The 13,702-nt window shown below is 52.3% G+C and carries 14 protein-coding genes; 8 read left to right on the top strand and 6 right to left on the bottom strand.

What is annotated here, in order from left to right; all coding sequences use genetic code 11:
* Positions 1-109: 109 nt before the first annotated feature.
* Positions 110-1,810 carry a methyl-accepting chemotaxis protein gene (locus DCH402_RS09835; RefSeq protein WP_040000921.1) on the top strand — a complete coding sequence of 567 codons (1,701 nt, stop codon included), beginning with the start codon at positions 110-112 and terminating at the stop codon, positions 1,808-1,810.
* A 67-nt stretch (positions 1,811-1,877) separates the two neighbouring features.
* Here the strand turns inward: DCH402_RS09835 and DCH402_RS22315 are convergent, their stop codons facing one another.
* Positions 1,878-2,054, bottom strand: a complete 177-nt coding sequence (locus tag DCH402_RS22315) for a YciY family protein (protein WP_152486910.1) — start codon at positions 2,052-2,054, stop codon at positions 1,878-1,880.
* A gap of 206 nt (positions 2,055-2,260) precedes the next feature.
* On the opposite strand from DCH402_RS22315, the gene cls reads away from it, so the two are divergent.
* A complete protein-coding gene (gene cls, locus DCH402_RS09830) occupies positions 2,261-3,721 on the top strand; it encodes a cardiolipin synthase (protein WP_040000920.1) in 1,461 nt (486 codons plus the stop codon).
* Positions 3,722-3,774: 53 nt separating this feature from the next.
* Positions 3,775-4,098, top strand: coding sequence for an HI1450 family dsDNA-mimic protein (locus DCH402_RS09825; protein WP_012769899.1), 324 nt, complete (start codon positions 3,775-3,777; stop codon positions 4,096-4,098).
* Between the two features lie 311 nt (positions 4,099-4,409).
* On the opposite strand, the gene DCH402_RS09820 is transcribed toward DCH402_RS09825, so the two are convergent.
* A complete protein-coding gene (locus DCH402_RS09820) occupies positions 4,410-4,922 on the bottom strand; it encodes a winged helix DNA-binding protein (RefSeq protein WP_040000919.1) in 513 nt (170 codons plus the stop codon).
* Between the two features lie 182 nt (positions 4,923-5,104).
* Here DCH402_RS09820 and pxpB point away from each other — a divergent pair, with 182 nt between their 5' ends.
* The 5 genes from pxpB to DCH402_RS09795 are packed head-to-tail and all read left to right on the top strand — an operon-like array spanning position 5,105 to position 9,601.
* Complete coding sequence (gene pxpB / locus DCH402_RS09815; protein ID WP_233276346.1) at positions 5,105-5,767, top strand: 5-oxoprolinase subunit PxpB; 663 nt, start codon at positions 5,105-5,107, stop codon at positions 5,765-5,767.
* Positions 5,760-6,704, top strand: coding sequence for a 5-oxoprolinase subunit C family protein (locus DCH402_RS09810; RefSeq protein WP_040000916.1), 945 nt, complete (start codon positions 5,760-5,762; stop codon positions 6,702-6,704). The genes pxpB and DCH402_RS09810 overlap by 8 nt, the downstream gene beginning before the upstream one ends.
* 13 nt (positions 6,705-6,717) lie before the next feature.
* Positions 6,718-7,473: a LamB/YcsF family protein gene (locus tag DCH402_RS09805; RefSeq protein WP_040000915.1), complete on the top strand. Its 756-nt coding sequence runs from the start codon at positions 6,718-6,720 to the stop codon at positions 7,471-7,473.
* 33 nt (positions 7,474-7,506) lie between these two features.
* The gene (locus tag DCH402_RS09800; RefSeq protein WP_040000914.1) at positions 7,507-8,748 is read left to right on the top strand and encodes an NRAMP family divalent metal transporter; all 1,242 of its coding nucleotides are present in this window, start codon (positions 7,507-7,509) and stop codon (positions 8,746-8,748) included.
* Positions 8,749-8,797: 49 nt separating this feature from the next.
* Positions 8,798-9,601, top strand: coding sequence for a putative hydro-lyase (locus tag DCH402_RS09795; RefSeq protein WP_040000913.1), 804 nt, complete (start codon positions 8,798-8,800; stop codon positions 9,599-9,601).
* A 176-nt stretch (positions 9,602-9,777) separates the two neighbouring features.
* Here the strand turns inward: DCH402_RS09795 and oppF are convergent, their stop codons facing one another.
* From oppF to oppB, 4 genes are read right to left on the bottom strand one after another with little or no spacing between them, the layout of a single operon-like run.
* On the bottom strand, positions 9,778-10,782 hold the full coding sequence (gene oppF, locus DCH402_RS09790) for a murein tripeptide/oligopeptide ABC transporter ATP binding protein OppF (protein WP_040000912.1): 1,005 nt from the start codon (positions 10,780-10,782) through the stop codon (positions 9,778-9,780).
* Complete coding sequence (gene oppD, locus DCH402_RS09785) at positions 10,779-11,768, bottom strand: ABC transporter ATP-binding protein (protein WP_040000911.1); 990 nt, start codon at positions 11,766-11,768, stop codon at positions 10,779-10,781. Before oppD ends, oppF begins: the two co-directional genes overlap by 4 nt.
* 16 nt (positions 11,769-11,784) lie before the next feature.
* Positions 11,785-12,693 (bottom strand): oligopeptide ABC transporter permease OppC, encoded by a 909-nt coding sequence (gene oppC, locus DCH402_RS09780; RefSeq protein WP_040000910.1) that lies wholly within the window; start codon positions 12,691-12,693, stop codon positions 11,785-11,787.
* 12 nt (positions 12,694-12,705) lie between these two features.
* The gene (gene oppB, locus DCH402_RS09775; protein ID WP_040000909.1) at positions 12,706-13,626 is read right to left on the bottom strand and encodes an oligopeptide ABC transporter permease OppB; all 921 of its coding nucleotides are present in this window, start codon (positions 13,624-13,626) and stop codon (positions 12,706-12,708) included.
* Positions 13,627-13,702 lie beyond the last annotated feature (76 nt).

Genomic DNA, 13,702 nt, shown 5'->3' with positions numbered 1-13,702 from the left:
TGGTTTTTTCAATAAACGCAGTCTCTGTTTCCACCCCAATAATCTGAAATATTTTAGTCATTTAATGATGTTATGTTGACGACAGTTTTTCTTTAGAGAGTAGATTGTCATGTCAACATCCACCCCATCACGTTCCCGTTTGCTGGGTAAACTGCGTCACTATCGCCTGAGTTTTCTCTCCGGTTTACTGCTGATCATCGGATTATTTTCTTTATTGCAGTTGTTGTCTGTGGGGATGATATCGCAAACCATGAGTGACGTGCGTCAGGATAGCGCTGCCAACGAAGCGCTGCGCCAGCAACAGGCGCTGATGGATCAAGCACGAATGGAAGTGATGAACGCCAGCGATAAGCTCAATCGCGCAGGTATTTACCTGATGTTTGATAAGGAAACCGGCTCTGTCGGCAGTTGGAATAGTCTGATGTCGGAAGCGGAAGCCTCATTGGTCCATGCCCAAGAGTATTACCAAAAGCTGGAGCGTTTCTCCGGCTCCGCCCGTAATGATGAGGTATTCACCGATCTCAAAAACAGCTATCAGCAATTGTATAACGGGCTGCTCGAGCTGGCGCAAGGCATTAAAAAAACCAGCGAAATCGATATTTTCTTTGCCGTTCCCATCCAGGCTTACCAAACGCTGTTTACCCAGAGATACGCGCGTTATCTGCAGGAAAACGATACCCGCCAGAAACAACACGCACAGCAGTTATTAAATAATCTCGATGCCGCCCACACCTTGTTTATTGTTATCCTGGGGTTGTTGCTGGTCATTTCACTGGTGGTATGGCTGGGCGTGAATAAAGTGATCATTAACCCGCTTCAGCGTATCACTGAACACCTGCGGCGGATCGCATCCGGCGATTTATCACATGATATCGTCATGGAGAAGCGCGCAACCCGTGAAATCGCCGTGCTGAATAACAGCGTGAGTCAAATGCAAAGCGGCCTGGTAGACCTGATTAGCCAGGTTCGTCAGGGTATGGAAACCATGATGCAGCAGGTCAGCCACGTCACGGACGATAATCGTCAACTGTCCGAACAAGCCAACCGCCAGTCTGCAGAGTTGAAAGTCACTACCGAGCATATCATCCAGATTAACCAGCATCTGGAGCAGAACGCCCAGTATACGGAACAAGCCAGTCATCATGCACAAGAAACCAGCCATATCGCGGAACAAGGCGAGGCCATGATGAGCGATGTCAGAAACGCCATGCAGAATATCTCCGGCCGCAGTAAAGAAATGACGGAAGTGATCTCACTGATAGAAAACGTTGCGTTCCAGACGCATATTCTGTCGCTGAATGCAGCGATTGAAGCCGCGCGGGCTGGAGAAATGGGCAAAGGCTTCTCTGTCGTCGCGCGGGAAGTCGGCACGCTGGCCTCTCAGAGCGGTCAGTCGGCACAAAACATTAATGCATTGATTCATGAATCAGACAGCAGTGTTGCCACAGGTGCTAAGCTGGTCGTTCACCTGAATGATAGCCTGCAGGAAATCATTCAGGCCGCCAAAGGCACCAGCACATTCCTTAACGAAATCACCGATATTTCACAGCAACAAAACCAGAGTATTCATGAAGTCACTAACCGCATCAGTTCACTTAACGATACGGTGAAACAGAATGCCCTGCAGGTGGAAGCCTCCGCCAGAACCTGTCTGCAACTGCTTGCACAGGCAGAACAACTCAATTTGTCGGTCTCGCTATTCCAACTCCCCTGCGCCGCTGAATCGCTTGAGCCAGCTATGCCCGGCACGACGGCGGCACAACACGCCAAAAGCTACGTTGCGCTGCCGCAACACTCGCCGGCATTGTAATGTTTCACCTCAATAAAAAGGCCCAACGACCTGACGACCGTTGGGCCTGGCACAGACGAACCGGTGGCTACCACTCGTAAGCTACGGCATACAATAACGCACGGCGCTGCTGTTTCTGGCGCAGGTAACGTACCTGATGGATATGACGGTAACCGCGCGACTGGGCCTCAAGCCAGCGACTCCGACGACGCTGCACCTGACGCTGCATACGCCAACGGCTGACTTCATTGCGGCTGCGTTTCATGGCACGACTCTTATAATAAGCATGATGGGCTCGCCTATTATATCCCCCTGTTAGCCTGCGCCAAGCGCCAGAACGGGATTTTCCCGCATCCGCAGACTTGTCCATCATCGCTAGCGTATTCAGAGTAAAGGACTTTCCCCTTTGGGGAACTATGCATACACTTGAACACGTAAACATTTCGCAACAGGGAACCGTGCATTGTTATTATGACAGCATTTTATACTGTACTAAGCGGATTACTGGTTTTCAGCTATTGGCTGCTCATTGCCAGTATTACGCTGCGTATTCTGATGAAAAGGCGTGCGGTCCCTTCAGCGATGGCCTGGCTGTTAGTGATTTATATTCTGCCGTTGGTCGGTATCGTCGCCTATCTGTTATTCGGCGAACTGCATCTGGGAAAACGACGCGCAGAACGCGCCCGACAAATGTGGCCCGTCACGGCCCAATGGCTGCGTGAGTTAAAGGAATATCGCCGTATTTTCGCCACCGAAAATAGTGAAGTGGCTCGCTCGTTATTTCAGTTGTGCGAGCGCCGTCAAGGCATTGGCGGTATCAAAGGCAATCAGTTGCATTTATTGACGTCCTTTGAAGATACCATCCGGACCTTGATCCGCGACATTGAACGGGCTCACAGTAATATTGAGATGGTGTTCTATATCTGGCAGGCTGGCGGCCTGGTGGATCAGGTGATGAATGCCCTGCTGTCAGCCGCACAGCGCGGCGTAAAATGCCGCATCCTGCTGGACTCAGCCGGCAGCGTGCAATTCTTCCACAGCACCTACCCGGAGCGCTTGCGCATGGCCGGCATCACCATCGTAGACGCGCTACAGGTTAACCTGCTTCGCGCCTTCCTGCGCCGCATGGATTTGCGCCAGCACCGCAAGGTGATCCTGATCGATAACCGCATCGCCTATACCGGCAGCATGAACATGGTCGATCCTCGCTATTTCAAGCAGGACTCCGGCGTAGGCCAATGGGTGGACCTCATGGTACGTATCGAAGGCCCGGTGACCACGACCATGGGCGTGATTTATAGCCTCGACTGGGAAATGGAAACCGGCCAACGCCTGCCGCCGCCGCCGCCCGACGTAACCATCATGCCATTCGAGCAAGAGCGCGGCCATACGGTACAGGTGATCGCCTCCGGCCCCGGCTACCCCGAAGAGATGATTCATCAGGCATTGCTGACCGCAGTTTACTCTGCCCGGCACCAGTTGATTATGACTACGCCCTATTTTGTGCCCAGTGATGACTTGCAGCACGCCATCTGCACCGCCGCCCAACGCGGCGTAGACGTCAGCATCATCGTACCGTACAAAAATGACTCCATGATGGTGGGCTGGGCCTGCAAAGCGTTTTTCACCGAATTACTGGCCGCCGGGGTCAAGATCTACCAGTTTGAAGGCGGGTTGTTACATACCAAAAGTGTGCTGGTTGATGGGCAGCTCAGTCTGGTAGGAACGGTCAACCTGGACATGCGTAGCCTGTGGCTGAATTTTGAAATCACCCTGGTGATTGACGACGATGAGTTTGGCCGCGATCTGGCCTGCGTGCAGGAAGATTACATGTCCCGCTCACGCCAGTTGAACACCAAAGAATGGTTAACTCGCCCCTATTGGCAACGGATTGTCGAGAGGCTGTTTTACTTTTTCAGTCCGCTGCTGTAATCGCACCGCCCTTCATGCTCTAATACCCCATCACGTTTTAACAGGAATGTTGTATGGACTTAAATAACCGCCTGACAGAAGATGAAACGCTGGAGCAGGCTTACGATATCTTTCTGGAACTGGCGCCGGATAATTTGGACCCAGCGGATATCCTGCTGTTTAATCTGCAGTTTGAGGAGCGCGGCGGTGCAGAACTGTTCGACCCGGCGGAAGACTGGCAGGAGCATGTGGATTTCGACCTGAATCCGGACTTTTTCGCCGAAGTGGTGATTGGGCTGGCCGAGCAGGACGGCGGGGAACTCACTGATATTTTTGCCCGTATTCTGATCTGCCGTGAAAAAGACCACAAGTTGTGTCACATCCTGTGGAAAGAGTAACAGTACTTCATCAGCAGGGTGGTTGTTCGCACGAACGGCATCAGAGTGAGGTATTCGCTCTGTAAGTGTGTAAGTGTGGCAGAGCGCCCCCTCTGGTGGGCCTCTGCGTATTTTCCCTCGCTTGTCGTCGTGCCGCCATGCAGCCCGTAACGCTTTCGACCGTTAGCGATAAAATCCACCGCGGTACAACTCAGTACAACGCGGTACCACACACCACCACAGCACTTAGCCTGACGGTTTTCAGGAAACGCGATACGTTAATAGTCAGGTAGTGAGCACAAAAATGGTGCATTTCGCCCCAAATCCATGCTTTAAAATGATGCCCCTGCACGAGCCGCCTGATCGTAAACCCCCGCAAGCATCCGCAAGAGTTGGGCGGTACTGCCGATATCATCGTTACTGATGCCCGTTTCTAATAAGATTTCTATCAGGCAACGTTCACGCACTTCTCGATAACGCTGGCATAACGCCACGCCACTCTCCGTTGCGGAGAAATACACTTCTTTGCCGATCTTCTCACTTGATAGATAGCCCATTTTCACCAGTTTTTTGAGTGCATAAGAAGCGACGTGAGTATCTTCGATATTCAGGACAAAACAAATATCCGCCAGCTTTTTCGCCTTCGACCGATGTGTAACATGATGAACTAATTGAACTTCCAGCGATGTCATCTCTTTCTCACCCGCAGCCGACATGCAACGGACCATCCAGCGGTTGAAAGCATTGTTTAAAACGGTGAGACCAAATTCAAATTCTGATAATTCTCCGGCCCGCTCTGAAACCAAATGTGAAGACGACACAATTTTGATGCTTTGCTCTGCCATAACGACTCCCTCAATTGGACCGTTAGTGTACCACCATGCGGTTTTCCGATTGTAGTTTATGCCGGTCGACCTGCATCTCATCACAATGATATCCATAAATTATCGATAAATTATTATTTTGGCCTCGAAATTGCTTTTCTGCTGGTGAAGGCGATGGATGTTGCACACGCGGAGAATCAGCATTGAAGAAAGAAACAGCCCATGTGTATTGGGTGAATGAACAAGCCATCACGATTCAGGTACCGGCACCGGTTTCATTGGCACAGCAACAGCGCATCTGGGCGCTGGGCGCATCATTTCAGGCACGTAATGGGATTACTGAAATCGTGCCGGCGATGAATAACCTGACACTGGCATTTGATGAATCGCTGGTTGATGGCGAACAACTTATTGAAGAACTGCAACAAGGCTGGAAAAGCCTTGTTGCAGAAACCCGGCCAGGCCGGTTAGTTGAAATTCCGGTGCGTTATGGCGGCCAATGGGGGCCGGACTTAGCCGATATCGTTGCCCATACCGGCTTGAGTGTCGATGAAGTCATCCGGATTCACAGCGACGCTGAATACACCGTCTTCTTTATCGGTTTTCAGCCGGGTTTTGCCTATCTAGGTGGAATGCCTTCGCAGCTAACTACCCCACGTCGTTCATCACCCAGGCAAGCCGTACCCGCCGGTTCTGTGGCCATTGGCGGCACTCAAACGGGGGTCTATCCGAAAACGTCTCCCGGTGGCTGGCAACTATTAGGGCATACCGATGCCATGCTGTTTGATCCGGCGCGTGAACAACCATCACTGTGGATGCCGGGCGACCGCGTGAGGTTTGTGGTGACGGAGGTGGACTATGTCTGAAATCAAACAGATAGAAATCATTCAGGCCGGTCCCTTGGTCACGGTGCAGGATTTAGGGCGTCATGGCTCCCGTCACCAGGGCGTGAGCCGTGCCGGCGCGTTAGATGGTCTGTCATTACAGCTTGCCAATCGTTTGGTGGGTAATACCGATGAGGCAGCCGGTTTAGAAATGCTCTTCGGCAATACCCGCATTCGTTTTTTGCAAGACGTTTGGTTTGCACTGGCTGGCTGTGACTGTTTTGCTACGTTAAAGGGTAAACCGGTTTACCCAGGCTGGGCGAAACACGCTGCTGCCGGTGATGAATTGATCATTAACATGCCCCGTAACGGCCTGTGCGCCTATCTGGCGCTGTCCGGCGGTATTGAGGTTTCCATTCTGTTGGGGTCACGGTCGACCGATGTGCAAGGTGGTTTTGGCGGTTGGCAGGGGCGCAAATTACAAACCGGTGATGTATTGCCGATAGGAAAACATGCGCAAAAACTGAAAAACCGAGGCGTGCTGTTGCCGGTGCCTGGTCAGGAAATCCGGGTTTTGGCGGGGCCGGAGGCGGAACAGTTTGATGCTCAAACACGCAAAGTCTTCTTTTCACACGGCTGGGAGATCACCGCAGACAGTAACCGGATGGGATTCCGCCTGAAGGGCGACATTTTGGTACGTCGTGAATCGGCTGACTTACTGTCGCACGGCGTCTTTCCCGGCACAATTCAGGTGCCGCCGAACGGGCAACCTATCATCCTGGCGGCGGAGGCGCAGGCAACGGGCGGTTATCCACGCATTGCCAGTGTGATTCAGCCCGATCTCTGGAAATTAGGGCAACTTCGCCCCGGTACGCGCGTTCACTTCACCTGCGTCGGCAAAGCGGAAGCTTTGCAGGCAAAACATCAGCAACAACACTATCTTGAGCGAGTCGCATACGCACTCACGACTCATAAATGAGAAGGACTATGACATGGCGTTCGTCGATGTAAATTGCGATATGGGCGAGAGCTTTGGCGCTTATCAAATCGGTACTGATTTGCACATCATGCCGCTGGTGAGCGCCGCCAATATTGCCTGCGGTTTTCATGCCGGCGATCCGGGTGTAATGCATAAAACACTGGTTGCAGCAGCGGCTCAGGGCGTGGCGATTGGCGCGCATCCGGGGTTACCTGATCTGGTTGGTTTTGGCCGCCGCAACATGCAGATTTCCGCGCAGGACGCCTATGACATGGTGGTGTATCAGGTGGGGGCGCTGGCGGGTTTTGCCAGGGCAACCGGGGTACGTTTGCATCACGTTAAACCGCATGGCGCGCTCTATAACATGGCCGCAAAAGACAATGTGCTCGCCGATGCGATTGCCCGTGCCGTTCGCGATATCGATGACTCACTGGTGCTCTATGGTTTAGCAGGCAGCGAGTTGATTCGTGCCGGCCGACATGTTGGCTTACGTGTTGCCAGTGAGGTGTTTGCCGACCGAACGTATCAGGCGGATGGCTCACTGACACCGCGTTCACAACCGAATGCACTGCTGGAATCCGACGAAGAAGCGGTTCGGCAAGTATTAACCATGGTGACGGAACAGCGAGTCAAAGCAGTAACAGGCGAGTGGGTCGATTTAGCGGCCGATACGATCTGTATTCATGGCGACGGCGCTCATGCACTGCGTTTTGCAAAAACAGTGAATGCAGCGCTGCAACAGGCTGGCATCGAAGTAAAAACCATGTAGTTGATTCATCCCTTTGACCAGAGAGACGTTATCATGAAACCAACAAATGAACCTGAAGCTGTATTGGAAACCCGTCAATCCGCAGGTCGCCCGGCCATTAACTGGAGTGTGATCCTCGGTGCGGCTTTCCTGATGGCGACGTCTGCCATTGGCCCTGGATTTTTAACCCAGACGACCGTTTTCACCGCTCAATTGGGGGCAAGTTTTGGTTTCGCCATTCTGATTTCCATTCTGCTGGATATCGGTGCCCAGCTTAATATCTGGCGAGTAATCGCCGTTTCTGAACGCCGCGGGCAGGATATCGCAAACCTTGTTTTACCGGGATTAGGAACCGTCGTCGCCCTTTTCATCTTGATGGGTGGACTGGCCTTTAATATCGGCAACGTTGCCGGTGCCGGTCTGGGTTTAAATGTCATCTTCGGCCTTGACCCGGTTACGGGAGCGATCATCAGTACAGTGATTGCGGTCGGGATTTTCTTAAGCAAAGAAGCCGGTGTGGCGATGGATCGTTTTGCCCAGCTCGCTGGTGTGGTAATGGTGGTGTTGACCTGCTATGTGGCTTTCAGCTCACATCCCCCCGTTGCGGCGGCGATTGTAAACACCTTTGTTCCGGAAAAGATCGATGCCATGGCGATCATCACCCTGGTGGGTGGAACTGTGGGCGGTTACATCACGTTTGCGGGTGGGCATCGTCTGCTGGATGCCGGAATTTCAGGGAAGCAAGCACTGGGGCAAGTCACGCGCAGCGCGGTATCCGGAATTTTGATCACATCCGTCATGCGTGTTGTTTTATTCCTGGCCGTACTCGGTGTGATCTATCAGGGGTTAGCCATTGATAAAACCAATCCGCCTGCATCCGTGTTCGCATTAGCGGCGGGTGATGTGGGTTACAGGATTTTTGGCATTGTGATGTGGGCTGCCGCTTTAACGTCCGTGGTAGGTGCGGCTTATACCTCGGTTTCATTTATACGTTCATTCAGCCCGGTAATCGAACGTAACCAGAAATGGATCATTATTGGTTTCATCGTCTTCTCAACACTGGTTTTTGCACTGGTGGGTAGACCGGTCAAAATTTTAGTGTTAGTGGGTGCAATCAATGGACTTATTCTGCCATTAGCCTTGATTCCAATGTTATTTGCCGCGTACAAAACATCGATTGTCGGTGATTACAAACATCCGGCCTGGATGGCTGTATTTGGCGGCTTAGTCGCTTTGTTGATGTCTGGATTAGGTATCTACACCTTGTTTACCTCAATCCCCACCTTATTCGCGTAATCCCCCCTGCCCAGCCGGTTCTGGGCAGAGAACATTTCGGGAGCCTCTCATGCAATTTGATACACATTCACTGGCTGCACTCAGCCCGCAACAAGCACGCTTGATGATTCGTCAGGGAGAATGGCTCAAGCCGACGGCGGGTTTATGTACCGGTTATACGCAGGCGAATTTAGCCATTTTGCCAAAAGCATGGGCATTTGAGTTTTTGTTATTTTGTCAACGCAACCCCAAGCCCTGCCCGCTGCTGGATGTGACGGATATCGGTAGCCCGATACCGAAAATGGTCGCGACCGATGCAGATCTACGAACAGATATTCCTCAATATCGGGTTTATCGACATGGCGAGCTCAGTGACGAAGTCACGTCGCTGGCCCCGCTTTGGCAAGAGGATTGGGTCGGTTTTTTACTCGGTTGCAGTTTTACCTTCGAACATCCGTTACTGGCGGAAGGAATTCCGGTTCGTCATATTGAGCAGCAACGAAATGTGCCGATGTATATCTCGTCGATACCTTGTCAGGAAGCCGGCCCTTTTCACGGCACCATGGTGGTGAGTATGCGGCCAATGACGCCAGCTCAGGCGATTCGGGCGGTTCAAATTACTTCCCGTTTTCCGTCGGTGCATGGCGCACCGGTACATATCGGCGACCCTGCTGCGATTGGCATTTCAGATCTTGATTCTCCTGACTTTGGCGACGCAGTTGACTGTAAGCCGGGCGAGATACCGGTATTCTGGGCTTGTGGCGTCACACCACAGGCGGTGGCGATTCAGAGTAAAATTCCGCTGATGGTGACTCATGCACCAGGCCATATGCTGATTTGCGATGTAAAGGATTCGGCATACGCCGTATTGTAATCATCACCCAAAAGCCATTGCGGCACGCAACCGCAGCGACGTTTATCCCCTTGTTATGGATAAACCTTTACAGTAATACCAATATGGCGAGGGCTTACCAAAAATCGTCATGATGTATTGACGATGTAATGGGAAGCCCTCTGCCCGTAACGGCGTTTTTTATCACCGCCCAATAATTACGGTAGCGGATCCACCTTCAGGCAGGATACGGCATGGCGGAAACTGCCTTCCAGTACCGGCCGGGTTTTGGTGCATTCCGGCCCGACAACCGGGCAACGGGTACAGAACACACACCCCGTAGGCGGATTAATCGGTGACGGCAAATCACCTTCCAGCAACTGAATCTGCTTATTGCGTTCCTTGTCCGGATCGGGAATCGGCACCGCCGACATCAAGGCACGGGTGTAAGGATGTTGCGGATTATGATACAGCTCATCATAGGTTCCCAGCTCCACCGCATGACCCAGATACATCACCAGCACACGATCAGAGATATGCTTCACCACCGACAAGTCATGGGCGATAAAGATCAGCGACAGCCCCATTTCACGCTGCAGTTGTTGCAATAGATTCACCACCTGCGCCTGAATGGAGACATCCAGTGCGGAAACCGGTTCATCACAGATAATCAGCTTCGGCTCCAGAATCAACGCACGGGCGATACCGATACGCTGACACTGACCACCGGAAAACTCGTGTGGATAGCGGTTGATCAGGTTCGGCAGCAAACCCACCTTCATCATCATGGTTTTGACGCGATCTTTTACTTCCTGACGCGGCATATTCGGATGATAGGTACGCAAGGGTTCGGCAATAATTTCACCGATGGTCATACGTGGGTTAAGCGACGCCAGCGGATCCTGGAAAATCATCTGGATATTGCTACGCACATCACGCCATTCGGTATCACGCATCCCCAGCAAGTCTTTACCCAACCAGCTAATGCGCCCGCCAGTGGCTTTGACCAGGCCAATGATCGCACGGGCCAGCGTAGACTTGCCGCAGCCAGATTCGCCGACCACGCCCAGCGTCTCCCCTTCGTACAAACGCAGGGTTACGCCATCCACCGCCTTCAGTTTTTTGGCCGGTTGCCAGAACCACTGCTTGTCGTCACGGATGTCAAAGTGAACTTTCAGTTCATCCACTTCGAGCAAGACTTTTTTGTTTTCCAGTTCGTTCATACTAATTCTCCCACACTCCGGAAACAGGCACGCAGACGGCCTTCACCAAACGGCGTCAATTCAGGTGCATGCTGGCACCGCTCCTGTGCATAGGGACAACGCGGCTGGAAAGGACATCCTTTCGGCAGGCGTAACAAGTTAGGCGGATTTCCCGGAATGGTGGCCAGTTCCTCATTCTCTTCATCAAGGCGAGGAATCGCTTTCAGCAAACCGAGTGAGTACGGATGGGTCGGCTCATAGAAAATTTCGCGCGCACTGCCGTACTCCATGGTACGACCGGCGTACATCACCAGAACCTTGTCGCAAATACCGGCGACGACCCCCAGGTCGTGGGTAATCATAATAATCGCGGTGTTGAACTCACGCTTCAGGTCATTAAGCAACGTCATGATCTGTGCCTGAACCGTCACATCAAGCGCGGTGGTCGGTTCGTCGGCGATCAACAATTTAGGGCGGCACAGCAGGGCCATGGCAATCATTACACGCTGACGCATCCCGCCGGAAAACTCATGCGGATACATGCGCATCCGCTTTCTGGCTTCCGGCATTTTCACCGCATCCAACATGCGTACCGACTCTTCAAACGCATCGCTTTTGCCCATTTTCTTATGCTGCATCAGCACTTCCATCAACTGGTCGCCGACACGCATATACGGATTCAGTGACGTCATCGGGTCCTGAAAAATCATGGCGATCTCTTCCGCCCGCAAGCGGTTCAGTTCACGCTCAGGCAGATTAAGAATTTCACGACCATTAAAGCGGGCGGAACCGCCAATGCGACCATTGGCAGCCAGCAACCCCATCAGAGCGAACGCGGTCTGAGATTTACCGGAACCCGATTCTCCGACAATACCCAGCGTTTCACCGGCGCTGAGCGAGAAATTAAGATCATTTACCGCCGTGACATCACCATCAGGCGTACCAAAAGTGACGCGCAAGTCTTTAACATCCAGCAGCGCGCCGCGGGTTTCTGACGTATTCATCATAATATGACGCGTCTCCTTAGCGGTCTTTCGGGTCGAGGGCATCACGCAAGCCATCGCCGATAAAGTTAAAACAGAACAGAGTTACCACCAGGAAACCGGCGGGATACAGCAGCAACCAGGGTGCTACTTCCATCGAGTTGGCGCCGTCGTTTAACAACGCGCCCCAACTACTCAGCGGCTCCTGGGTACCCAGGCCAAGGAAACTCAGGAAAGATTCAAACAGGATCATGCTCGGCACCAGCAACGATGCATACACCACCACCACGCCCAACACATTCGGCACGACATGACGCAACACGATGCTACGGGTGGAAACACCGCATACCAGCGCTGCTTCAATAAACTCTTTACGTTTCAGGCTTAATGTCTGGCCGCGAACGATACGCGCCATGTCCAGCCACGACACCATACCGATAGCCACAAAGATCAACAGGATATTTTGCCCGAACAGGGTGACCAGCAAAATAACGAAGAACATAAACGGAAAGGAGTTGAGGATCTCCAGCAGACGCATCATGACCGAGTCAACTTTACCGCCGATATAGCCGGACGCCGCGCCATACAGCGTTCCCACAATAACCGCCACTAACGCAGCGGCCACGCCGACCATCAGGGAAATACGCCCACCGATGGCTACGCGCACCAGCAGGTCGCGGCCGGAAGAGTCCGTGCCGAAATAGTGTTTCGACGCCATATCAGGCGCGCTGGACATCATATTCCAGTCGGTATCCGCATAATTAAACGGCGCCACCATCGGGCCGAGAACCACAAACAGCGTAATGAGCGCCAGGACAAACAGACTGGCTAGTGCCGCCCGGTTGTGCATAAAACGACGACGCGCATCCTGCCACAGACTGCGCCCTTCCACTTCCAGTTTTTCGCTGAAATTATCCAGCGCTTCGCGGTTACGTTTATTCCAGAACATCAGTGATTTACCTTAGTAACGGATCTTCGGATCGATGACCGCATACAGCACATCGATAATCGCATTAAACAGAATGGTCAGCGCGCCTACCAAAACAGTCAGGCTAAGCACCAGCGAATAGTCACGGTTCAACGCACCGTTAACAAATAACTGACCAATACCAGGTAAACCAAAAATGGTTTCAATCACCATGGAGCCGGTAATGATCCCCACGAACGCAGGTCCCATATAAGAAAGCACCGGCAACAACGCAGGTTTCAGTGCATGACGCAAAATAATCCGGCGCAGCGGCAGCCCTTTGGCGCGTGCGGTACGGATAAAGTTTGAATGCAACACTTCAATCATTGAACCACGGGTAATACGGGCAATACTGGCGATATAAGACAAGGAGAGCGCGACCATCGGCAGAATGATGTATTTTGGCGCACCGCCGTTCCAGCCGCCCCCCGGCAACCAACGCAGAGTTATCGCGAAGACCAGCACCAGTAGTGGCGCAACCACAAAACTGGGGATCACCACCCCGGTCATGGCAAACCCCATTACCGTGTAGTCCCATTTACTGTTTTGATTCAACGCGGCAATTACGCCGGAGGTCACCCCCAGCACCACAGCCAGCAGAAAAGCGGCGATCCCCAATTTGGCCGATACCGGGAATGCCCGCACGACCAAATCGTTGACCGAATAATCTTTGTACTTAAAAGACGGACCAAAATCGCCTTTCAGCAATTGCACCAGATAATTACCATACTGTTTGAGCATCGGGTCGTTCAGATGGTATTTGGCTTCGATATTCGCCATAACTTCAGGGGGAAGATTGCGTTCTCCGGTAAACGGACTTCCCGGGGCCAGTCGCATCATGAAAAACGAAATAGTAATCAGGATGAACAACGTCGGGATTGCTTCCAGGCAACGACGGAAAATAAATTTTAACATTGACCTTACCTATAAAACCGGTCTGAAAATTTCGCTTCTGTTTATCAAACCGAATAAGGGTCGGGTGCCAACCGAC

It is taken from the genome of Dickeya chrysanthemi NCPPB 402 (genome assembly GCF_000406105.1).
Taxonomy (GTDB): domain Bacteria; phylum Pseudomonadota; class Gammaproteobacteria; order Enterobacterales; family Enterobacteriaceae; genus Dickeya; species Dickeya chrysanthemi.
Note: the sequence above shows the minus strand (reverse complement) of the source record. Positions and strands in the feature narration are given on the sequence as shown.